Origin of the sequence: Halospeciosus flavus (assembly GCF_029814175.1) — an archaeon.
GTDB lineage: Archaea > Halobacteriota > Halobacteria > Halobacteriales > Halobacteriaceae > Halospeciosus > Halospeciosus flavus.
In genome coordinates this window covers 1,043,415-1,066,400 of the sequence record NZ_CP122312.1, presented here as the reverse complement: position 1 = coordinate 1,066,400, position 22,986 = coordinate 1,043,415, and the positions used below count along the sequence as shown (strand labels likewise).

Here is a 22,986-nt window from a genome sequence, read left to right as displayed (position 1 = left end):
ACAACGTCCGCCAGATGACCGAGCCACTGCTCGTCCGCGCGGCGAAGGGGGAACGCACCGAACGCCCGCCGGTGTGGTTGATGCGACAGGCCGGCCGACACCTCCCCGAGTACCGGAAGATTCGGGAGAACTACTCGTTCCGCGAGGCCATCGAGACGCCCGACGTTGCAGAGGAAATCACGCTCCAGCCCTACGAGCGCTACGACGTCGACGGCGTCGTGATGTTCTCGGACATCCTCACCTGTCTCGAACCCCTCGGTCTCCACTACCACATCGAGTCCGGCGTCGGCCCGGTCGTCGAGAACCCGGTCACCGGCCCCGATGACGTCCCGACCGCCCACGAAGACGTCGAGGAAGAACTCGACTTCGTCTACGACCTACTCGACCGACTGGACGAGTCAGTAGCCGACGAAGACGCCGTCATCGGGTTCGCCGGCGGCCCGTTCACGCTCGCCTCCTACGCCGTCGCGGGCGGTGTCGACCACCGTCACGGCGCGATTCGTCGTTTCCGTGCGGAACACCCCGAGGCGTTCGCGGAGCTTCTCGGGCGTTTCGCGGACGTCGTCACCGACTACCTCCAGGTACAGGTCGACCACGGCGCGGACGTCGTCCAGCTCTTCGACACCTACGCGAGTATCCTCCCGCCCGAAGACTACGCGGAGTACGTGCTCCCCCTCCACGAGGAAATCCTCTCCTCGGTCGACGCACCGACGATCCTGTTCGTCCGCGGGATGGGCGGCAGACTCGACCAGTTGGAGGCATCCGGGCCGGACGCCCTCTCGATCGACTGGACCATCGACATGGGTGACGCACGCGAGAAACTCGGTGCGACGCCGGTCCAGGGCAACCTCGACCCGACGATGCTGTTCGCCGACCCCGAGACCGTCCGCGAGCGGACCACAGACATCATTGAGGCCGCGGGACCCGAGGGCTACATCTGTAACCTGGGCCACGGCGTGAACAAGGACACACCCATCGAATCGGTCGAAGCGTTCGTCGAGACGGCGAAGAACTGGGAGTGGGAATAGGGGCGCTTTCGAGCCGTCTCAGGGGCGCTCCTCGGCGAACTGCTTGGCCAGGCTGTTCGCCTCACGGACCCGCGAGGGGATTCCCATCCGGGCCGTATAGTTCGTCGCGAGGTGGATTCCCTCGGGGAGATCGACGTCATCGAGCGCACTCCACGACGTGTCGTAGGCGGGGAACGCCGACGGCATCTTCTCGACGTGGAGGACCTCCGCGTCGGCGTCCATCACTCGCTCGAATTCCTCCACCGCGATCTGTCCGATCTCCGTTTCGTCTTTCTCGAGAATCTCGGCGTCGTCCATCCCACCGAAGAAAGCCGTATAGACGCCGTCGCGGTCGAAGAGACTCGCGTTCCAGGAGACGCCGAGCGTGCGGAGCGGTTCGTCGCGCCGGACCTGGTAGCCGAAGCCACTCGCGTCGACGTCCGAGACGAGATGGACGAGGACGAGGGGGTTGTAGGTGAGGTCTCGAAGCGCGTCGGCCGACTCCGGAGCGGTCTCTTCGAGGAGATTGGCTGTCTCGCCCGCTGGCGTCGTCACGACCACCTCGTCGAAGTGTTCGACCTCGCCGTCGGCCGTCTCGACGACGACCTCTTCGCCCGCCTCACGAATCGCGTCGACAGGCGCCTCCAGTCGGATGCGGTCGTCGTGTGCGTCCGCGATGGCCTGCGGGAGTGCTTGCAAGCCGTCGTCGAACGACGCAGGTGGAGGTGATTCGCCCGGCCCGAGGAGGCGTTTTGCGGCGGGGACAAGCAGGTTACCACGGCGCTGTTCGAGTTTCATCACGCCCTCCAGTGAGTGTTTGACAGGCATCTCCGCGGGGTTCGACCCGAACGTCCCGCCGAGAATCGGCTCTACGAGGTTCTTGTAGGCTTCCCTGCCGAATTTCCGGGTGAATAGTTCTGCGACCGTTTCATCCGGTTTGGCGTCGTCGGTCAGCGGTTCGGCGAACACGCGGAGTTTCGCGGACCACGAGAAGAGGTCCGTCCTCAGAAACGCAGACAGCGACCGTGGGACGACTCGGAGTTTTCCGTCGGCGTAGACGTACAACGGGAGCGAATCGTCGGCCTCGACGAGGTCGTCACGGAGGTCCAGAGAGTCGACCATCGCTTCGAGCTGGTCGGTGAGGCGCAGTCGTTGCGGGCCGACTTCGAGGACGTGCCCGTCGACGACGCGAGTGTCGATGACGCCGCCGGCCTCGTCGCTGGCCTCGTAGGTGACGCTGTCGACACCGCGCTCGGCGAGCGCGTGTGTGAGTGTGAGCCCAGTGATTCCAGCCCCGACGATGCCGACACGCATCTCGGAGGTCACTTCTCGCGCTCGGCGCGCGCGTTCCGGCCGGCGTTGAGACACATCGCGTTCGGGTCGTCACGGCACATGCAGGACTGGAAGCCGTAGTACTCGGGGTCGAAGTCGGCGACGAACGGCTCGACGAGGTCAGCCAGAAGGTCGATGAAGCGCTCGTCGTCGTAGGGGACCGGGACGCGGAAGAACTCCATGCCCTGTTCTTCGGCTTCCTCGCGGAGTTCGATGTCGAGTTCGGAGAGCGTCTCGCTCTGCTCGTGCATGAAGCTCATCGGGTCGACGACGATCCGTTCTGCGTCGAGGTTCTCGACAACTTCTTCGACGTCGGGTTGGGTCCACTCGACGTCGCGGTTCGCGTGGTTCTGGTAGCCGAGTTCGTAGCCGGGCGACCCCAGCATCTTGTTCACGACGTCGGCGTACTCTTCGACGTACTGGACGTAGCGGCTCCCCTCGTCGAGGTAGTACGTCGGTGTGCCGTGTGCGGAGAAGACGAGACGCGTCTCCTCGCCCAGTTCGAGACCGTTCTGGTCGAGGACGCGCCGGATCGCGTCGGCACGCAGCCGTAGATACGCCGAGTGAGTGTGCCAGCCCGTAATCTCGTGGTACGCCGGCGACCACTCGAGGTCGTCGAGCGCGGCCGAGAGTTCTTCGAGTGCCTGCACCGTCGTCGACGGGCCACAGAGCGGGTACAGTGGCAGACCGACGAGTTGGTCGACACCGTCGTCGTGGGCCGCCTCGGCGGCGTCCTCGACGAACGGGTCCATGAACTGGAACCCGCGATAGGTCGTCACGTCGTACCCGCGGTCGGTGAGTTCGGCTTCGAGCAGTTCCGCCTGCGCCTCGGCGTGGGCGTTCAGCGGCGACCCGGCGATCTCCTCGTACTCCTCGAGCAGTGCCGGCACGCGGCGCTCGGCGAGTGAACGTGCCCGCTCACGTGCTTCTTCCGGCGTCGTGTCCCCCTCGATCTCCATGTTGGCGAGGAAGATCCGTTCGAGATATCCGACGACGGCCTCCCGCTCCGGCTCGGCTGGTTCCCCGAAGTTGAGCACCGCAATGCCCGTGGTCATACTCGAAGGGTTGCACGTCGGCCGGTTCAAAGATATCGGTTGGAGCGAGGCAGGCCGAGTCTAGGTATCGTCTGCGGGCGACTGCCCGCGGAGCATCTCGAGGATGCGATTCTTTTGGAAATATACGATGAGTGCGACGAGCGCGAGAAGACCGAACAGGACCGTCGTCTGGAGGTAGTTCGCACTCGCGAACTGTGCGCCGGCGTAGCTGATGAGGAGGTGACCTCCTCCTCGCCGTAAACGGCGAGGCTTCCCACGAGCCGAGGCCCGCTGGGGTGGGAACTTATGTTTGCACACCGACGGGTGCTGGCGGGGTCACGCCGCCGTTACTCCTATCCGGCAGTGGGGTCACGGTTCTGCCCTGCTGACTCGGAGTTATCTAGCTTGTTTTGCGTCGGTCAGCACCCACTACGGCTTCAGAACACGTGAATCCATCGTACGGCGATTCACGCCCGTCGTGAACGACGGGATTCTCTCGCCTCAAGAAGATAGCCAGGAACCCGACCCACGATCGAGATGGCGACGAGTTGCCAGAGCGGAATCCGAGTGAGCCCTGCCACGAAGCAGATCGCGTCGTCGGGGAGTCCCGGAACGAGGAAGGCGAGGAAGAGGGCGAACCGACCGTCGTGGGAGACGACGTCGTCGAACGTGGCCAGCGTTTCGGCAGTGATCGCACGCTCGACGTAGGGCCGCCCGTATCGACGCGCGAGGAGAAACGCGACCGTGCTCCCGATGGCGGCACCGAGGAGACTGTACAGCGTCCCGTGTACGGCACCGAAGAGGTAGCCACCGACGAACGCGAGCAACTGGCCCGGAATCGGGGCGAAGACGATCTGGACGGCCTGGAGGAAGACGAACACGACCGGTGCGAACGGACCGTAGGCCGCGATGCGGGTTCGGAGCCACACCGGGTCCGCGATTTCCGGGACGGTCCACCGGAGAACAATCGTCCCGACGGCGAGTACTACCACGAGGACTGCGAGCGCGACGAAGGTCCACACACGGGCCCGCGTCGACGTGAAAAGTGGCCGAGCCACCGGACGCGGGGTGTCAGACCCCCCGCTCATCGCGACACGAACGGAGACTGCGAGTCCACTCGTGGCCGAGCAATCGACGTCAGAAGAGCCGTCGTCGCCACGAGCGGACGAGTGCTAGTCGGATTGCTGCCAGCGGTCCGCCGCTTCGAGCGTCGTAAGCGCCGACTCTAGTTCCGACTGCGTGACACCGTAGAACTGCTCTCTCCCGACCGGCGTCTGGATACGGAGGAGGTCGGTGTGGTGTGTGACCTGGAAGACGTCGAGTTCCCAGAACGTGTCCTCCTGTTGCCACTGACTGTGGAGCGTCGCCTCCTCGTCGTCGACGACTCGCGTGCCCAGTTCCCAACTCAGCCGGGTAACATGCGAAATTTCGAGAGGAACGGCATCAGGGAGACGAGCGCCGCGTCCCGGGGCGCTATGAGCAGCCATACCACATACGACACTATTCGGGGAGAAAAATGTAACTGTTTGCCGTGGCATTCCCTCGGGAGAAGAGTGGGCCGCCTCGACGCCGTCCGGACGATCGGCGGACTGGTGTGGGCCGGCTCACTCCTCCGGTTGTGGACGGACGACCTCGTCGCACCCCCAGCAGTCCGCGAAGATACCCGGGCCATCCTCCTCGTCCCACTCGAGGATCGTCGCGCGCTCGGGGAGTTCGTGACCACAGTTCGGACACGTCCCCAAGATTGGTGAGTCGGGCATGGTCGGGTTGGGTACTAGTCACTTCGTTCCTCTCCTGCAAATATCCTTCCGCCGACCGTCGACGCGTCGGCGATGACGGGCGTGTGTTCCCGCCGCCCTATCAGCATGGTAACTGATACCACTAAATCGGCCGGCCAGCGGGGTCACCTCGTCGGATTCGGGTCGTCGAGAGGGAAACTCTCAAGGCGGTGTTTACAGTACTGTCAGTAACCAAACTCAGACGACGAAGGCCCTCCACAAATGGACTTCACACACCTCAGTGCCCCACTCACAGCGGCAGCCAGTACAGCCGTCCAACGGGACAAGGACGACGAGACGACACCCCAACCCGACGAGACGTCGGCGTCGGCGGCAGACCGACGCGCCACGCCTGCGCTCTCTATCGTCATTCCGACGTACAACGAGCGCAAGAACATCGAGCGCGTCCTCGAACAGTGTCTCGACGCCTTCGGTGATACGCCGGTCGAGATCGTCGTCGTCGACGACGACTCCCCGGACGGGACGTGGGAACTCGTCCAACAGTCGTACCGGGACGACGACCACGTGCGAGTCATCCGTCGAACCGAGGAGTCGGGACTCGCGACGGCGGTCCTCCGTGGGTTCGAAGCGGCCGACGCCGAGCGATACGCCGTCATCGACGCCGACCTCCAGCACCCACCGGAACGGCTCACCGACCTCTTGGCGGCCCTCCGACAGCCGAACACGGACGTCGCCATCGGCAGCCGCTACGTCGACGGTGGCGACATCGAGAACTGGTCGCGACGGCGCCAAATCGTCTCGAAGGGAGCCATCGGTCTCGCGAAAGTCGCCGTCCCCTCGGCGTGGAACATCTCGGACCCGATGAGCGGGTTCTTCGCGGTCGAAGCGGACGTCGTCGACGGGGTCGACCTCCAGCCACGTGGGTACAAGATCCTCCTCGAAATTCTGGCTACCTGTGACTACGACGGCGTCGTCGAGGTCCCTTACGTCTTCACCGACCGCGACTACGGCGAGTCGAACCTGGACGGCGAGCAATACCTCCGCTTCCTCGAACACCTCGGGATGGTCGGCGTCACCTCGTGGGGACTCGACGACTACGTCGAACCGGACCGGGCCGTCCGCGCCGCGGAGTTCTGCGGCGTCGGCGCGCTCGGCGTCCTCGTGAACGCCGCCGTCTTCTGGGCCGCGACCGAACACCTCGGCGTCTTCTACCTCGTCGCCGGCGTCCTCGCCTTCCTCGCGGCCGTCCAGTGGAACTTCGCCGGCAACTGGTTCCTCACCTTCGACCGGCCGGACGACCAACCCATCCTCTCGCAGTGGAGTCGCTTCCACGTCGTGTCTATCGCCGGCTTCCTCGTCTACTCGCTGTTGCTCGCCGGGTTCGTCGACGGACTCGGCGTCTCCGCACAGGTCGCGAACCTCGGCGCCATCGCCGGTGCGTCCGTGTGGAACTTCCTCGGGAGCGAGAGCGTGGCGTTCAAGAGCGCGTGACCGCGACGGTTTCATAATCCCTCATCGATGCCCCAGATACAACTCACCGCACGGGCCACGAGCAAGATCCTGGCCGTGCTCACCGCGGCCGTGTTGTTCAAGCTCGGCTACCTGATCCGGAGTTTCCTCTCGACGATCGGACACCCGTCCGTCGTCGGTGTCCTGTTGCTCACCTACCTCCTCTCCTTCGCACTCCTGTACGCGGCACTCGCGGACGTCGACCTCGAGTACTGGAACTCGCGGCTCGCCGCCGCGATCGTCGGCCTCCTCCTCCTCATGTTCGCGCTGACGTACACGTCTCACCTCGCGAAGTCCTACATCGGGACCGACGCGATGCTCTTCACTCGCTACGCGGTCGACCTCGTCCTCAGCGGACAGAACCCCTACACGCACTCGATGGAGGCCGCGTTCCAGCAGTTCCCCATCGACAAACGGTTCGTCACCTACCGAATCGACGGCGAGATCGTCACGACGTTCTCCTACCCTGCACTCGCCTTCCTCGCCTTCGTCCCGCAGGCACTCCTCGGTATCCCGAACCTGAACCTGACGACTGTCACCGTCCTGCTGGCGACGCTCCTCTTCCTCGTCTACGAGTCGCCGAACGAACTCGTCCTCGCGCCCTTCGTCCTCATGTTCGTCGACCCGAACCTGACGCTGTTCAGTTTCGGCGGCGTCTTCGACATCCTCTGGGTGTTCGCGTTGCTCTTCGGCATGAAGTACTGGACACAGGGGCGACTCCGCATCGCGGCAATCTGTGTCGGACTCGCCTTCGCCGTCAAGCAGATCCCCTGGTTCGTCGGCCCGTTCCTCGCCATCTGGCTCTACGCCGAGAGTGAGACCTACGCGGGATTCGCCGACCGGGCGAAGACCTGCATCGGCTACGGCCTCGGGGCGTTCCTCCTGCCGAATCTCCCGTTCATCGTATCGAGCCCGGTCGCGTGGCTCAAGAGCGTCGTCACCCCCATCGCCGGGAGTGCACCGATGGTCAAACAGGGAATCGGGCTCACCCTCATCACGTCGAGTGGCTTCCTCCAGTTGCCCAAGAGCTTCTACACGCTCCTCCTCCTCGGCGTGCTGTGTATCGCGCTGGTGGTCTACTTCCTCTACTTCGAGCGGCTTCGCTGGGTGGCGTGGATCGTCCCGATGGCCATCCTGTGGGTCAACCACCGCTCGCTGCAGAACTACTTCATCTTCTTCGTGCCCATCGCGTACTACGCCGTCCTGTGCCACCTCCGCACCGAGAACCAACTGGTGACGAGAAACCGAACTGATGTTCGATCCGAGTAGCGACCTCTCGTCGGGACAGAAACGGCGCGTCGTCGTGGGGGTCGTCCTCCTCGTCGCAGTCGGCATCGGGGCCATCGGCGTCGCCGCCGACTTCCAGGAGAAGCGACTCGACGCCGAGGTGACGGTCGTCAACACCAGCGACCCGACCAACATCCACCGGGCGAGCGTCCTCACGATTCGCGTCCACAATCAGGAGTCTCGCGCCATCGACCCCGAGTTCCAGACCGTCCACGGCCAGTTGATGACGCACTTCTACTGGAACCGGATCGACGGACCGGAGACACTCCAACCCGGTGAGTCGGCGGTCTATCGGCTCCGGGCGCCGGTCGCGACGGCCGCAATCCCCTACGAGACGCGAACGATGCTCGCTGTCAACGACGAGGGCGTCGACGACCAACTGCGGACCATCTTCACGCTCGACGCGCGGAAACCACCAGACGTCCTCAACCCCTCGTTCCAGCATTGGCTCGTCCAGAGTGGGAGCGGGAACTACCCGTACCGGTGGGCGCGTGTCACGACCGACCGACGTGGCGAGCGGACGGTGATCGAGTCGGCGCCGAACGAGTCGGGCGCGACCCTGTCGGTACGCGGGGTCGACCGGGAGTCGGGACCGTGGAGTATGGCTCGCCTCTACCAGCAGTCGGCGTTCCCCTCGACACTCCACGTCGAGGCGACGCCACACACAGTCGTCCAGAACACGACCGGAGAACCACCGCGAGCGGTCGGCGTCGGGGTTCGTGAGTCGAATCACCGCGTCTGGGTCGTGTTCGCCGACGTCGAGAATCGAACTGTCGTCCACCAACAGGGGGACCCGTCCTACCTCTACGTCTACGTCCCCGCCGAACCCGGCGAACGCGTCTCGACGACCGTCGACGTGCAGGCACTCTACGAGCAGCACAACTGGGAGCTCCCAGCCAAAGAACAGTGGGTCGTCGACAGCGTGAACTACGAGCGGCGTCCGGTTCGTACGTTCGGGTTCGCCGCCGTCTATCCCGGACACGAGACGCAGAACGCGAGTATCACGATCCACGAAATCTCGTCGTAGCGAGCGAGGAGCTCAGCCGGACGATTCCGCTTTTCCTGTGTCGACTGCTTCGAAACCGCCGACAGCGCCGAGCACCCCGCCGACGAGACCAAACAACGCCGTTCGAGCAATCGCCGGGACGGCGTCGACGAACCCGGCTCCGACGGCCACGCCGGCGACGAAGCCGATCTGGACGAGACCGACCGCACCGGCCGTATCTCGCCAGCCCCGAGTCGTGGCGTATAGCGAGCCGACGACGGCCGTCTCGGCGGCGGCGTGGCCAGCGAGGGCGAGCGCCCCGAACAACGCGAGGGTCGCGTCCGCGGCGTAGACGACTGCAAGCGTGCTGCCTTCGAGCGTACGGTGGACCGTCACGGCACCGAGCGTCGTGTCGGCGGTCATGCCGCAACCAAATCCGAACCGACGCTCCACAACGGTGACAGCGCCGACACCGACGGCAGCACCGATCATTGCGACGTCCGGTGTCCGTGTGGCGGCGAGCCCAACCGCGGAGACGCCGAGGAGGACCAGCATTGCGGGGACGAGCCGGTGGGTGTACCGACTACAGCGGTCAGTGCCGACCGCGAACGCACCGCCACCGAGTAGACTGAATCCGACGACGGCAGTCAGGAGAACCGGCAACCCGAGACCGTCGTGTGCGGTATTCACGCCGTGTGCAGCGCTCGGCGTCGCGAACAGTGCGACACCGAGGACGAGAGTCGACACACGAACGCCTCGACGGATCAAGGGGATGCTGGGCAGTACGGAATCGCGCTGAGGCATATATTGTGAAGAGAAAGTCGGGTTCCTGCCCGCGTCGGCGACGGTGTCGCCTGGCGGGAATCAGGCGGTGGGGTCTGTGAGACGTTCGACGATGGCGCCGCCGGAGCCGACGGCGACGTCGACTTCACCCATCGCGACCGCTTGGAGGGTATTGCCAGCGGGGGACTCGGCCTCGTACCAGGAGCCACTGTAGCTCCGGTAGATACTCCCGCTGCCGCCGACGGCGAGGGCCTCTTTGCCCTGCGTGTCGACGCCGTTGAGGGAGTTGCCGCCGACCTTGTAGGGCGTCCACTCTTGGTTGCCCTCCGCGTAGCGGTAGGCGCGCCCGCTACTCGTCACGACGAGCAGCGAGTCTTTCTCGGCTGCGACGCCGCCGAGCGTGCCCGCGCCGTCGATACCGATGCGTCGCCACCCCTCGTAGATCGACGTCTTGAACGCGCCACCGTTCGAGTTCACCACGTAGCCGAACCCATCGGGTGCCGCGTCCGTCGCCGTGACCGACGTCGTCCCGTCAGGTTTCGTCATCTGCCCCCACGTCACGTCGACCCCGTCGACGTAGCCGAGCATCACCTGCCCGCTCGTCGTCGCCAGCAGGAGCTTCTCAGACCCGCGTTCGCCGTGGACCGCCATCGTGTTCCACGTCGGAACCCGGCCCTCCGGTTCGGAGAGATCGTACTTCGCGCCCTCTTCAAGGTCGTAAAACCCCAGGGCGCCCGTCTTCCCTCCGAACCAGACCCGGCCGCCGTCGTCGGTCGACTCTGCCGTCTTCAGCACGTGGTTCTCTGCACCGGGACCTGCGTCGTACAACACGCCCCAGTTCCCATCGTCCATCGAACGGGCGACGATGAGTCCAGACCCGCCGACTGCAACCGGTCCGTACCGGGTCTGTGCCACGTCGTACAGCGTCTTGTCTACCGGCGACTTCGCTTTCTGCCATTCCCCCGTCGTCGACTGTGACTCGAATTGCCAGGTTGTCATAGGTGGTGGGGGTCAGGACCCCGGCATGAACCGGGAGAGTCGGTTGCTGACCGAGGCGAACACACCGCGGTCGTCGGTCGGGGCGGTACTGTCGTCGGCGCTCGACTGGTTGTGACCAGTCTCACCGTTGGTGGTTTCCTCGGCAGTCTTGCCGAGGCCGAGAGCGTCGACGAGTGCGACCAGCGAATCGGGGTCGACGTCGCCGCTGCGGAGCCGTTCGAGGACCGCGTTGCGGCGGTCGTCGGGCAGGTCGTGGACGGCGGCGAGTCGGTCCGCGATTTTCCCGACGGTGATGTCACGCGACCGGTAAGCCATCTCGTCGTTTTCGGTCTTCTCGACGGCGTCGACGATCACGAGCCGCTCGAGGGCCGTACTCGCCTCGTCGAGCGAGAGCCCCGCGTCCTGTGCGATGTCGTTGAGTGTCTGATAGTTCTCCGATCCCTCTTCGCGGGTGCGCTCACGGAGTGCGGAGAACACTCGGAGTGTCGTTTCGTGCATAGATAGTTGGTTGGAGGGCTATTCGCCCGAAGTCGTTAGCTCGACGTCGTCGAGTCCGAGGTCGAGTCGCCGGACGTCGAGTCGGACGTCGAACCGTCCTGCTGGCTGCCCGTCTTCTTGTTCTGGTCGTCGCGGTCACCACGCTCGAGGATGGTGCCGGCCTTGCCGACGGCCGCGTCGATGCCGTCGGAGAGGGTCACGGAGTTGAGGTCGTTGGAGGTCGGCGTCGGCCGCTTCGTCCACTTGCTGTTGCCCTTCTTGCGGAAGACGACACCGTCGTTACCGACGGCGACGAGTTCGTCTCCATCGTGCGCGATGGAGTTGAGCGTGACCGAAGCGACGCCCAGCGGCGTCCAGTTCTTACAGTTCGGCTCGTAGCGATAGACGCGACCGCTGCCCGCGGTCACGAGAACCGTCTCGCCGTCGGCGTAGACGTCCGTGAAGTTGACCTGGGCGTTCTCGATACCGATCTTCTCCCAGGCGTCGTCGGCAGTCGTCATGAAGACACTGCCGCTGGAGTTGATGGCGTAGCCGTAGCCGTCGGGGCTGGCGGCGAGCCCGGTGATCGTCGCACCGGAGCCACCGGTGCTGGAGTCGGTGCCGTCGGGCTTGGAGACCTGACCCCACTGGGGACAGCAGCCGTCGACGTAGCCGGGGAGAACCTCGCCAGAACCGTTGGCGACGAGGAGTTTCTCGTTGCCGGCCTTCCCGGAGACCGCGATGGCCTCCCAGGTCGAAGTCTTCTCCTTCGGAGCAGTGTAGTCGTGCTTCTCGTTGGTCGTCACGTCGTAGTAGCCGAGCGCACCGGAGGAACCGGCGAACCAGACGCGCTCGCCGTCGTCCGTCGCGGCCGCGGCGAACAGCGAGTTGTCGCGGGTCGCGGGACCGTCGTCGAAGACGACCGCCCAGTCACCGTCGTCCTGTCGGCGGACGAGTACACCCTTGTCTGCGACGGCGTACGGACCGTCGACCGTCGAAACCACACTGTGATATGCCTTGGTCGTCGGCGACTCTACTTCGTACCAGTTTCCGACTTCGGGTTGGGGACCGAGATGCCACATTGCACTCACACTCTTTCTTAGTATTTACATTAAATTTAACGTCGAAACATATTTGAAATATGTCTATATTTGGTTGATGACTGTCGGTGGGTGAGGACCGGACGGCGCTCTCGAATCCGTCCCTTTTAGGGTCGACACCCGACTGAGAGTAACCAATGGTACACGACGAAGACCGAATTCTCACGACGCACATCGGGAGCCTCCCGCGCACGCCGGAGCTCCTGGACCTCCTCAAGAAGCGTCAGGAGGGCGAGCACGTCGACGAGGACGAGTGGGACGAGACCGTCGAGGAAGCCACCGAGCAGGTCGTCGAGCGACAGGCCGACGTCGGCCTCGATATCGCCAACAACGGCGAGCAGCCGCGCGTGTCGTTCAACTGGTACGTCGAGAACCGCCTCAGCGGAATCGACGGGAAACGCGAGCAGGAACTCTGGGCGGACCTCCAGGAGTTCCCGGAGTACGCCGAGGAGACGTTCAAGACCGACGTCATTGACCTCTCGATGCAGCCCGTCGTCGACGGTCCCATCGAGTACACCGGTCACGACGAGGCGGAGGCCGAGCTCGAGGCGTTCCGCGACGCGCTCGACAACGTCGACGTCGACTTCGAGGAGACGTTCATGACCTCGGCGTCGCCGAGTATCGTCACGGCCACCCACGTCAACGACTACTACGACTCCTACGAGGAGTTCCTCTTCGACGCCGCGGACGCGATGCAGGAGGAGTACGAAATCCTCGCGGAGACCGGGATGACCCTCCAGATTGACGCGCCCGAACTGCTCACCGCCGCCCAGACGGAGGCCTTCGCGGACGAACCGCTCGAAGCGGTCAAGGACGCGACGCGCCTCCACGTCGAGGCACTCAACGAGGCACTCGAGAACGTCCCTGCAGAGCAGGTCCGACTCCACACCTGCTGGGGGAGTTACGAGGGTCCCCACCACCTCGACGTCGACCTCGCCGAGATGTTGCCGGTCATCTACGAGGCGGACATCTCGGGGCTCAGCGTCGAGCAGGCGAACCCCCGCCACCAGCACGAGTACCGTGCGTTCGCCGAGCAGCCGCTCCCCGACGACTGGACGCTGATGCCGGGCGTCGTCGACGTGAAGACGAACATCATCGACCACCCGGAGACCATTGCCGACCGGATTGAACGCGTCGCCGACGTCGTCGACGACCCGTCGCGCATTGTCGCCGCACCGGACTGTGGCTTCGGCACCCAGGCCGGACTGGGCATGGTCGACCCCGAAATCGCGTGGGCGAAACTCGACGCACTCACTGAGGGTGCGGAGATCGCCAGCGAGCGAATCTTCTGAGCAGGCTACCCGCTCCCGATTTTTGTCGACGCGGACCGACACTGTCTCGGGTGAGCCGACCCTCTTCTCGATATGGCCGAAACGCTCGAGGGAGAGGTCGTCCACGTGATCCCTCCCGAGAAATTGGACGAACACGACCTCGACCCCGACCTCCGGGACCGAGCAGAGTCGCGGTACGTCCTCGTCTGCCGAGAGGGTGCCGTGGGGTGGATCGACCGTCTCCTGGGCTACCTCGGCGGCAAGCCCATCGAAGCCGTGACCGTCGTCGTCGACGAAGACGTCGGGTCAGACGCCGAGGAAGGCGACGTCGTCTCGCTCGACGTCGAGGAGACGGAGTTGCCCGGCGTGTACGACGCGACGGCCCAGTGAAACTGCCGAACTGGACGGCACTGCCAAGTACCGGGCGCACGACTCTCGACGCATCCCGCCGATGAAGGAGTTCCCCGACATCCCCGACGTCGCGAACGCACCCGACGCGCTGTTCGAGGAGGGCCACCTCTGGCTCTACGAACTAGTCGACGGTGTTCCGCTCCGGTTCCGACTCACCGAGTACGGGACGCTCCGCTTCGGCGACCGAGAGCGAACCTACAAACCGGATGACGTCCCGCTCCGCTTCCGACACGCCGCTCGCCACGTCCGCGAGCGACTCGACCGCGACGCCCTCCGAGCGGCGGTCGACGACCCCACGGACGTCGTCTTCTTCGGTGTCGCGACGATTCACCAGTCGGTCGACTACGACTGGGCGCGACTCCCCTCGTTTCTCGCATTCGACGTCTGGAACGGCGGCCGCGAGCAGTTTCTCGCGCCCGAGACCGTCGAGACCGTCGTCGACCAACTCGGGCTCCACCCGCTCGACACGGTCGACCGGGAGGTCAACACGCGCGACTTCGATCCGGGTGACTACGAAATACCGACGTCACGATGGTACGACGGACCAGCGGCCGGGGTCCTCGTCAGGAACAAACGCGGTGGCCGCGCCCAACTGCGAAATCCGGCGGTCCGCGAAACGGACACCGAAAGCCACGCACCGCGCTCGGAATCACCCGCAGCACTCGCCCGTCGACACGCCACGACGGCCCGTCTGTCGCGCGTTGTCGACGAACTCGAAGCCCACGACCGGCCGGTCACGTTCGACGCGGTGTACGAACGGGTCTTCGAGACTATCGTCCGCGAGGAGTACCGGCGCCTCTTCGACGACGGTGTAGACGTCCAAGCGTTCCGCGCGGCACTCGCGGACGTCATCGGCGAGTCCCTCGACGGCGACGTCGGTCAGTAGTCGGTGACTACCTACACCCCGGTGGTGAAATCTCCGAATACCACCCCATCCGTCGAATGCTTTTCGACCGATACTGGTGGCGTAACCGCCTGTGTGCACACTTTTCAAGCATGTGTCGTGGCCACAAGATACAGTGTCGTTCGGAGCATCTAGTGTTTTCATGACAGATACTGACGCCGAGGACAACTCCGACCTCAGAGAACTGTACCTCGAGACAGCGGGAGAAAAAGAACTCGTCGAGAGCCAAAACGAGGACGACGACCGACTCGATGAGGACGGCGTCGACCTCGACGGCGCGATCGAGAGCGGACTCGACGAGGCGATCGAGGGGACCGAGTCTGATTCCTCGGGCGGCGCCGGCGGCAAGTAGCCGACACGACTGGCGGGTCGCCGCCGTGAGCCAACACGGAACGCTTTTTCCCTCTGCCCTCCGCCTTCGAAGTAATGGTGGACAGGTCGTCGGTCTGCGTACTCATCCCGACGCTGGACGAGGCAGAGACCATCGGCGACGTCGTCGACGACTTCCGAGACCACGGCTTCGACAACATCCTCGTCGTCGACGGCCACTCGACCGACGACACGCGGGAGATCGCCCGCGAGCACGGTGCACGCGTCGTCGAGCAGTCCGGGCGCGGGAAGGGACAGGCCGTCCGCGAAGGGGTCGATCTCGTCGACCAGGAGCACGTCCTGATGCTCGACGGCGACGGTACCTACCGCGCCGAAGACGCCGAACAGATGCTCGAACCCCTCTTCGAAGGCGACGCCGAGCACGTCATCGGCGACCGCTTTGCAGATATGGAGTCCGGAGCGATGAGCCGACTCAACAAGGTCGGAAATAAGGTCATCAATGGCGCGTTCCGCTGGATCCACGGGCGGGACTACGGCGACATCCTCTCGGGCTACCGGGCGTTCACAGTCGACTCTTTCCAGCGGATGCACCTCACGGCCGAAGGGTTCGCCATCGAGACGGAGATGGCCGTCGAGTGCGCGAAACACGACATCACGACGACGGTCGTCCCCATCACCTATCTCGCCCGACCGACGGGGTCAGAGACGAACCTCCACCCCGTCCGCGACGGCGCACGCATCATCTTCGCTCTCTACAAACTCGCGAAGACGAACAACCCCCTCTTCTACTTCGGGAGCGTCGGCACCGTCTCGATGGTGTTCGGCGCGCTCGTCGGTGTCTACGTCGGCTACGAGTGGATCGTCCAGAGCGTCTCACACGAGGTATTGGCGCTCGTCTCGGCGTTCACGATCCTGCTGGGCGTCCAACTCCTCATGTTCGGTGTCCTCGCGGACCTCCTCGTCTCGCTGCACCGCGAGCAGATGCGCCGCCTCGAAGAGTAGCGCGATTCGCCCCGACCGTTAGCTCTCTCGAACCGCCCGACGGCCCGCGACAGTGTCAGGTGTGTCCGAACGCCGTCCAGAGCGCCGATACTAATTATCGAAACATGTTGGCCACAATCTATATCAATTACTGTAGAATTTTACGTGTCTGGAAGTAGAACTGTCTTTGTGGTGTCAAGACGTCTCACCGCTGTCGCGATGGCCTTCCTCCTCGTGAGTAGCGCGGGAATCGGGTCTGCGATAGCCACGACGACTGGAAGTACCGTACAGAACACGACGACACAAACGACGACAGAGACGGTTACCGTCAACTACACAGTACAATCGAGCTACACGAAGGTTGGAAAACAGATCAAACTCAAGACGAAAACTGAGAACGGAAACAACGTCGCAGCGAATTGGACGATCACCGCACCGAACGGGACCGTCGTCGACGTGGAGAACTCCACATCCAACGTCGCATGGACCCCCCAGCAGGCCGGAAACTACACGGTCGACTTCACTGTCCCGGACACGAACTCGACGACGTACGAAGAGAACTCACCGGACGTGAACGTGACCAAGCAGCGACGCTACGTGAAATTGCAGGCGAACACAACGAGCGTCACTGCACCCGACGCCGTCAAATTCACGGCGACGGACAGTAACGGCGCGCCGGTCAACGGCACGCTCACGTTCGACAACCAATCAGTCGTCATCAACCACACGACGGTCTACACGTTCGAGACGGGCGGTACCTACAACGTCACGCTCGTCCCGAACGATACGGCCACGTACGACTACTATCGGGATAGCAGTCAGGCCACGTACGAACAGACGATCACGGTCGAGAACGCCACGGACAGTGGCTCCGACTCGACGACGACCGTGGATCTCGCGGTGGCTGTGGCTGACGGGAACGGGAACACACAGACTACGTTCAAGCCCACCGAGACGATTCGGTTCACGGTGACGGACGCAAGCGACAGTAGCGCCGTCGCGAACGCGACTGTCTCGGTCGCCGGACAGACACTCGAAACCGACTCCTCTGGCGTCGCGACGACGACTATCAGCGAGACCGGTGACTACGTCGCCTCCATCACGAAGTCCGATACGAACGAGACGGACTATCAGAACACGTCCGTCAACATCACAGTCGCCCGGGAGACGAACCAACTGAATCTCGTCGCGAAGGATTCGGGCGGTAATACGCTCACGACCGCCAATCCCAACGAAGAACTCACCTTCACGGTAAAAGACGAAAACAGCAACCTCGAGCCGAACGCAACGGTCATGGTTGCCGGCAAGACACTTGACACCGGCAGCGACGCGACGGTGACGACGAGTATCGACGACACCGGGGAATACACAGCGGTCGCCTCGAAGGAGACTGCAAACGGCGTCAACTACCTCAACGACTCCGAGAACTTCACCATCGCCAAAAATGTCGTCGACCTTTCGGTGACAGTCGACAATGGCGAAGGTAGCAACAACGGAAAGTACCAGGTCGGGAACACTGTCCGCTTCATCGTGAAAGGTGACGGCAGTGCAGTCGCGAACGCGACCGTCTCGGTCGCGGACAAGACGCTCACGACCGACTCCCAGGGATACGCGACGACAACCTTCGACTCGGCCGGTACGTACGAGGCCGTCATCTCGAAGGAAGACACCGAGAACACGACCTACCGGAGCACGACCACGAACGTCACGATCTACACCAAGGACGCACAGCTCAAAGTCACGGTCTCCGATACGAACGGCAACACTCGGTCGTACTACCACCCGGGAACGACACTCGAGTTCACCGTCACGGAGGCCGGATCTGGTGACAAAGTCGCAAACGCGACGGTCGCGGTCGCCGGGAAGACGCTCACGACCGACTCCTCAGGGGTTGCAAGAACCTCTATCGACGACGTCGGTGAGTACCTCGTGAACGTCACCAAACCGCAGACGAACGGCGTCACCTACCACAACACGACTACGAACGTCACGATCGCGCGTGACGTGAGTAAACTCGACCTCGTCGTCAAGAACCTCGACGGCGACTCGACGACCGAGTTCGTCCCCGGCCAGACCATCCTCTTCAAGACGAAGAACGCGAACGGGTACACGGTCCCGAACGTGACGGTCACGGTCGCCGGACAGACACTCGACTCCGGAAGTGACGGCATCGTCACGACGAGTATCGACACCGAGGGCACGTACCGCGCGCTCGCCTCGAAGACGAACACGAGCGGCGTTACCTACCGAAACGACTCCGTGAACATCACCGTCGCCCGGAATGTCGTCGACCTCGCCGTGAAGGTGACCGACACGGGCGGTAACTCACAGACCACGTTCCGTCCCACGGAGACAATCGAGTTCACGGTCACCGAGGCCGGTAGCGGAACCGCAGTCGCGAACGCGACGATCTCGATCGCTGGACAGACGCTCACGACTGACTCCTCAGGGGTTGCAAGAACCTCCATCGACGACACTGGCGAGTACACCGCCAACGTCTCCAAAGCGAAGACGCGAACGACGGAGTACACGAGCACCTCGGCGAACGTCACGATCGCTTACACGGACCGCAAACTCGTCGTGACGCACAAAGACCAGGACGGCAACACGCAAGGACCGTTCCCGCCGACGTCGACGCTCACGTTCACCGTAACCGAGAAGAGTTCGGGTACGCCGGTTCCGAACGCGACGGTCCACGTCGCCGGTGACACCCTCGAAACGAACGCCGACGGGCAGGTCTCACGAACCTTCACCGAGACCGGTGACTACCAGGCTGTCGCCACAAAAGAGCCAACTAACGGCTACCAGTACGCCAACGACACGACGAACTTCACCATCTCGAAGCGGATGGAAGATGTCGTGCTCAGTGTGAATGAGTCGCTGGTTCGTCCGACTGAACCCATCAAACTCGGCGCCGACGACACCGACGGCCACGACGCCAACGGTATCGTCAACTTCGAGAACGGCTCGAAGCTAACCGCGATCAACGGGACCGAAGTCGTGACGCTCCCCGGACCGGGGACCTACAACCTCACGCTCGTCCCGAACGACACGAAGACGACGAACTACACGCAGGGTCCGAACTCGAACGCGACGGTCGTCGTCCGGTACGAAGAAGTCCAGCTCACGGTGAGCGCGAACCGGAGCAGCCCCATCCAGCCCGGGCAGAACGTCACGTTCCGGACCACTGACCCGAACAGCGCACTCGTCACCAACACGACGGTACACGTCGGCGACGAAACTCTCTACACGGGGGGCGACGGAGAAGTGAGCACGTCGTTCACCGCCGAGGAACAGGGAACGTACACCGTCACCGCCACGAAGAACAAGACCAACGGCTACGAATACCTGAACGGCTCGGTGAACGTCACCGTCGACGCGGCAGGTGACGAACTCAACATCACCGCGAACGAGAGCAACCCGAACCGCGGTGAATCGCTCGCCTTCACCGTCACCTCCGACGGAACGCCAGTCGAGGACGCGACGGTGACGCTGCCGAACCGGACGTTCACGACCGACGCGAACGGCACGGTCGTCACGTCCTTCTCCAACCGGGGTGAGGTCACCGCCTCGGCCACGAAGAACGGCTACGAACACGACGAAACCACCATCACCGTCGGCGACGACGCCGTCGTCAATCTCACGCTCGAAGGTGTCGGCTCTGTCGCCGAGAACGAGACGCTGACCGCGAATCTGACGCTCTCGTACGCCTACGAGGGTGTCTCGGGGTACAACGTCGTCGTGACCGTCCCGAACAACTCCACGGCCGTCTTCAACGGCTCCGCCGACTACGGTGAGCAGTTCGCACTCGGGAACGTCACTGTCAGTGAGAACCGTACCACCGTCGAGTTCGACGCTGTCGACCTGAACGAGACGGTCCAGTCCGAGGCTCAGAACGTCAGTCTCGGCACGCTCGAGCTAGTCGGCGTCGACAACGGCACCGTGAACGTCTCCGTGTCAGTGAAGACCATCGAGAACGACAACGGAACGGCAATCGAGACGCGCACCGACAACGCGACGCTCGAAGTCCGGGACGTCCCGGTCATCGTCGGGAACGAGACGCCGAACGACCTCGACCACGACGGCACCTACGAGGACGTCAACGGGAACGGCGAGGTCGACTACAACGACGTCGTCGCGCTGTTCTCCAAACGCGATACCGCCAACGTCCAGCAGCACGCAGACCTCTTCGACTACACCGACTCCGGTGACTTCGGCTACACCGACATCGTCTCGCTGTACGAGACGATCCAGCAGTCCGCAACCTGACGCACGCGGCCCGCACACATTCTTTCCGCGTCGTCTCGTCGTTCTTCTCGTGGACTTCGCCCAGTAGGCGAAGGTCTTTCTCCCCGGCCTCGGAACCTCCGTTCGTGCTCGACGACTACTTCGACTCGTTCGCTGTACGCGACTGGGAAGAGCCGACCGACGCCGAACCGATCCGATTCGCGATGGTCGGTCTCGGCTGGTGGACCCGCGAGCAAGCCATCCCGGCCGTCGAAGACGCCGACTACGCGGTGACGTCGGCGCTCGTAACCAGTTCACCCGAGAAGGCCGCGGACCTCGCCGACGAGGTCGACACCGTGGAAGCGACGCTCACCTACGAGGAATTCCTCAACGGCGAAGCCACCGACGCCTACGACGCGGTCTACATCTGCACGCCGAACGCTGTCCACCGTGAGCAGGCCGTCGCGGCCGCCGAACACGGAAAACCGGTCCTCTGCGAGAAGCCCCTCGCGGCCGACGTCGAGGACGCCGAAGCCATCGTCGACGCCTTCGAGGAGGCTGACGTCCCGCTGATGACTGCGTACCGCGTCCAGACTGGGTCGACCGCCCGCCGCGCCCGTGACCTCGTTCGGGGTGGCGCCATCGGCGACGTCGTCGCCGTGAACGGCCACATGTCCGATACGATGGTCGAATTCACCGACCCCGACTCCTGGCGACTCAACCCCGACCTCTCGGGTGGCACCACCATCAACGACATCGGTGTCTATCCGCTGAACACGATGCGCTTCGTCCTCGACACGGACCCGCGCGCCGTCCAAGCAACCGCGACCTCGACCGGTGGCTTCTTCGAGGGCGTCGACGAGCACGCGGCCTTCCACGTCGAGTTCTCGGACTCGCTGCTCGCGGCCTGTACGGTCAGTCACAGCGCCACCGGCGCGAGCAGTCTCCGCTTCGTCGGCACCGAAGGCGAACTCACACTCGAAGGCGTGTTCTTCCCAGATACGGACACCGTCCTCCGCCTCACTCGCGACGGCGTCACTGGGGAGTTCCGCCCAGAGACGGCCAACCAGATGCGTGAGGAATTCGACTACTTCGCCAACCACCTCCAGCGCGGGGAACCGGTCGAACCCGACGGCGAGGACGGGTTGGTCGACATGCACGTCGTCGAAGCCCTCTACGTGTCGGCCGAGACCGGCGAGCGCGTCGCAGTCGAGATGGATATATAACGTAGTGGCTGTCAGGCGTTGACGACGTACGCGTACACGCCAGCGTCCGTCCCGACGAACAGTTTCTCGCCGAGGCCGACGACGTCGTGGTAGTCTCCAGGTGCAGTGAGCCGTCCGCCGACCGCTCCAGACTCCTCGTCAAGGAAGAGGAGCTCCTGACTGCGGCCGACGCCCTTGTCGACCGCGACCCACTCCCGGATGATTGCCTGGATGTGCGTGTACTTCGCGTCCTCCGGGTCGTAACGCCACCGTGACCCGCCGGAGCGGCGGTCGCCAGCGATGATACTGGATCCGGTAACGACGTAGAGCGTGCTCGGTGTCGCAGGGAGGACCACCATTCCCCGGTCCGCGAGTCGGTGGGTGACTGTTCCATCTTGAGAGACCGTGACGACAGGGTGCCATCCCGCGGCGATGGTCCCGTCGTCGAGGACGACGATCTCTCTCGCTCCGCTCTGCCACTTCTGCACGCGCCATCGGACATCACCGTCTCCAGATGCGTATAGTCCGAACCCGGATGCAGTGCCGGCGAGGACGCCCTCCTCGACGACGGCAGGAACGTGGGGCGTTTCTGCCCCAGTTCCGACGACCCACCGTTCGGTGCCGTCGAGGTCGAACGCATGGAGTCGGAGTTCGCTCGCCTCCTCGGGCCACGCCGTCGCATAGAGACCGTGATCGGCGACGGTCGCGCCCCGCAACGCCGGGAGCGTACTGGACCACTGCTCCTCGCCAGTAGCGATGTCGACCGCGTGGAGTCGGCCCTCGCCCTTTGCACTCCGCTCGGGACCAATTTCCGACGGTGGGGCCTTGATATAGTGGCCTGCGAGGTAGAGCATCCCGTCGACGACGCCGAGCGCCGTGAGGAACTCCCGGGCCTCGAACGTCCACTGCCGTTCGCCGGTAGCCAAGTTGACGGCGTCGACATAGTTGCGGAGCGTCTCCTGATTACGCGTGTCGCTGACGGGGAAGCAGTGCTCTCCGGTCGTGACAAAGGAGTCGGTGTCCGGTTGGACTCCAGTCAGGTCGACAGTCCACTCGACCGTCCCATCGGCGACGGCGATACGCGCGATTTGCCCGGACTCGGTGACGGTGTAGAGGGGTCCGCCCAGCGTCTCGGGAGTCGGCGGCCGGTTCGGGAGGAAGAACGCTTGGACTGGACCGTTGAGCGACTCGACGCGCCAGTCCTCGGATGCGAAGTTCGCAGGCTCGTCCGTAGTTTCGGTCGTCTCAGTGGGTTCGGACGTCGTCGTCTCGGCGGTTGTCCGTGTGGTCGTACTTGTCGTTCCGGTAGTCGCGCAGCCGGCGGCACCGACCGCGAATCCGGTGCCAAGCGCGTGGAGCACGCGACGGCGGGTGGAGGGCGGCATACCTAGACTGTGCCACACGT

At 64.0% G+C, this 22,986-nt stretch carries 21 protein-coding genes; 11 read left to right on the top strand and 10 right to left on the bottom strand.

The features are described 5' to 3' along the window. Positions 1 to 14 precede the first annotated feature (14 nt). The gene (gene hemE / locus P0Y33_RS05600) at positions 15 to 1,028 is read left to right on the top strand and encodes a uroporphyrinogen decarboxylase (RefSeq protein WP_279529564.1); all 1,014 of its coding nucleotides are present in this window, start codon (positions 15 to 17) and stop codon (positions 1,026 to 1,028) included. Between the two features lie 18 nt (positions 1,029 to 1,046). Here hemE and hemG read toward each other — a convergent pair whose 3' ends face one another. From hemG to P0Y33_RS05575, 5 genes are all read right to left on the bottom strand, one after another. Further along, positions 1,047 to 2,321, bottom strand: coding sequence for a protoporphyrinogen oxidase (gene hemG / locus P0Y33_RS05595; protein ID WP_279529563.1), 1,275 nt, complete (start codon positions 2,319 to 2,321; stop codon positions 1,047 to 1,049). 8 nt (positions 2,322 to 2,329) lie between these two features. Beyond that, on the bottom strand, positions 2,330 to 3,394 hold the full coding sequence (gene hemH / locus P0Y33_RS05590) for a ferrochelatase (RefSeq protein ID WP_279529562.1): 1,065 nt from the start codon (positions 3,392 to 3,394) through the stop codon (positions 2,330 to 2,332). A gap of 446 nt (positions 3,395 to 3,840) precedes the next feature. After that, positions 3,841 to 4,395, bottom strand: a complete 555-nt coding sequence (locus P0Y33_RS05585; protein WP_279529561.1) for a TVP38/TMEM64 family protein — start codon at positions 4,393 to 4,395, stop codon at positions 3,841 to 3,843. 150 nt (positions 4,396 to 4,545) lie between these two features. Next, positions 4,546 to 4,860, bottom strand: a complete 315-nt coding sequence (locus tag P0Y33_RS05580; protein WP_279529560.1) for a hypothetical protein — start codon at positions 4,858 to 4,860, stop codon at positions 4,546 to 4,548. 117 nt (positions 4,861 to 4,977) lie between these two features. Continuing rightward, positions 4,978 to 5,133 (bottom strand): DUF7837 family putative zinc-binding protein, encoded by a 156-nt coding sequence (locus P0Y33_RS05575; RefSeq protein WP_279529559.1) that lies wholly within the window; start codon positions 5,131 to 5,133, stop codon positions 4,978 to 4,980. A gap of 240 nt (positions 5,134 to 5,373) precedes the next feature. Here P0Y33_RS05575 and P0Y33_RS05570 point away from each other — a divergent pair, with 240 nt between their 5' ends. Genes P0Y33_RS05570 through P0Y33_RS05560 form a run of 3 tightly spaced genes read left to right on the top strand, consistent with a single transcriptional unit; the run spans position 5,374 to position 8,935 of the window. Continuing rightward, on the top strand, positions 5,374 to 6,603 hold the full coding sequence (locus P0Y33_RS05570) for a glycosyltransferase (protein ID WP_279529558.1): 1,230 nt from the start codon (positions 5,374 to 5,376) through the stop codon (positions 6,601 to 6,603). Between the two features lie 27 nt (positions 6,604 to 6,630). Then, positions 6,631 to 7,890, top strand: coding sequence for a hypothetical protein (locus P0Y33_RS05565; protein ID WP_279529557.1), 1,260 nt, complete (start codon positions 6,631 to 6,633; stop codon positions 7,888 to 7,890). Then, on the top strand, positions 7,874 to 8,935 hold the full coding sequence (locus tag P0Y33_RS05560; protein WP_279529556.1) for a hypothetical protein: 1,062 nt from the start codon (positions 7,874 to 7,876) through the stop codon (positions 8,933 to 8,935). The genes P0Y33_RS05565 and P0Y33_RS05560 overlap by 17 nt, the downstream gene beginning before the upstream one ends. Before the next feature lie 12 nt (positions 8,936 to 8,947). Here the strand turns inward: P0Y33_RS05560 and P0Y33_RS05555 are convergent, their stop codons facing one another. The 4 genes from P0Y33_RS05555 to P0Y33_RS05540 all read right to left on the bottom strand — a co-directional run bounded on the left by P0Y33_RS05555 (position 8,948) and on the right by P0Y33_RS05540 (position 12,156). Beyond that, entirely contained in the window at positions 8,948 to 9,640 is a 693-nt protein-coding gene (locus P0Y33_RS05555; protein ID WP_279529555.1) for a hypothetical protein, read from the bottom strand. 117 nt (positions 9,641 to 9,757) lie between these two features. Further along, entirely contained in the window at positions 9,758 to 10,675 is a 918-nt protein-coding gene (locus P0Y33_RS05550) for a hypothetical protein (protein ID WP_279529554.1), read from the bottom strand. A gap of 12 nt (positions 10,676 to 10,687) precedes the next feature. Beyond that, entirely contained in the window at positions 10,688 to 11,173 is a 486-nt protein-coding gene (locus P0Y33_RS05545) for a hypothetical protein (protein ID WP_279529553.1), read from the bottom strand. Positions 11,174 to 11,208: 35 nt separating this feature from the next. Continuing rightward, complete coding sequence (locus P0Y33_RS05540) at positions 11,209 to 12,156, bottom strand: WD40/YVTN/BNR-like repeat-containing protein (protein WP_279529552.1); 948 nt, start codon at positions 12,154 to 12,156, stop codon at positions 11,209 to 11,211. 233 nt (positions 12,157 to 12,389) lie between these two features. Here P0Y33_RS05540 and P0Y33_RS05535 point away from each other — a divergent pair, with 233 nt between their 5' ends. From P0Y33_RS05535 to gfo6, 7 genes are all read left to right on the top strand, one after another. Beyond that, complete coding sequence (locus P0Y33_RS05535; RefSeq protein WP_279529551.1) at positions 12,390 to 13,544, top strand: cobalamin-independent methionine synthase II family protein; 1,155 nt, start codon at positions 12,390 to 12,392, stop codon at positions 13,542 to 13,544. Between the two features lie 72 nt (positions 13,545 to 13,616). Further along, positions 13,617 to 13,913 carry a DUF7526 family protein gene (locus tag P0Y33_RS05530; RefSeq protein ID WP_279529550.1) on the top strand — a complete coding sequence of 99 codons (297 nt, stop codon included), beginning with the start codon at positions 13,617 to 13,619 and terminating at the stop codon, positions 13,911 to 13,913. A gap of 61 nt (positions 13,914 to 13,974) precedes the next feature. Beyond that, positions 13,975 to 14,820 carry a hypothetical protein gene (locus P0Y33_RS05525; RefSeq protein ID WP_279529549.1) on the top strand — a complete coding sequence of 282 codons (846 nt, stop codon included), beginning with the start codon at positions 13,975 to 13,977 and terminating at the stop codon, positions 14,818 to 14,820. Between the two features lie 160 nt (positions 14,821 to 14,980). After that, positions 14,981 to 15,190, top strand: coding sequence for a hypothetical protein (locus tag P0Y33_RS05520; protein ID WP_279529548.1), 210 nt, complete (start codon positions 14,981 to 14,983; stop codon positions 15,188 to 15,190). Positions 15,191 to 15,264: 74 nt separating this feature from the next. After that, positions 15,265 to 16,170: an S-layer glycoprotein N-glycosyltransferase AglJ gene (gene aglJ / locus P0Y33_RS05515; protein WP_279529547.1), complete on the top strand. Its 906-nt coding sequence runs from the start codon at positions 15,265 to 15,267 to the stop codon at positions 16,168 to 16,170. Between the two features lie 171 nt (positions 16,171 to 16,341). Continuing rightward, positions 16,342 to 20,418, top strand: a complete 4,077-nt coding sequence (locus P0Y33_RS05510; protein WP_279529546.1) for a beta strand repeat-containing protein — start codon at positions 16,342 to 16,344, stop codon at positions 20,416 to 20,418. A 104-nt stretch (positions 20,419 to 20,522) separates the two neighbouring features. Continuing rightward, positions 20,523 to 21,602: a D-xylose 1-dehydrogenase Gfo6 gene (gene gfo6, locus P0Y33_RS05505; protein WP_279529545.1), complete on the top strand. Its 1,080-nt coding sequence runs from the start codon at positions 20,523 to 20,525 to the stop codon at positions 21,600 to 21,602. Positions 21,603 to 21,613: 11 nt separating this feature from the next. Here gfo6 and P0Y33_RS05500 read toward each other — a convergent pair whose 3' ends face one another. Beyond that, a complete protein-coding gene (locus P0Y33_RS05500) occupies positions 21,614 to 22,966 on the bottom strand; it encodes an outer membrane protein assembly factor BamB family protein (RefSeq protein ID WP_279529544.1) in 1,353 nt (450 codons plus the stop codon). Positions 22,967 to 22,986 lie beyond the last annotated feature (20 nt).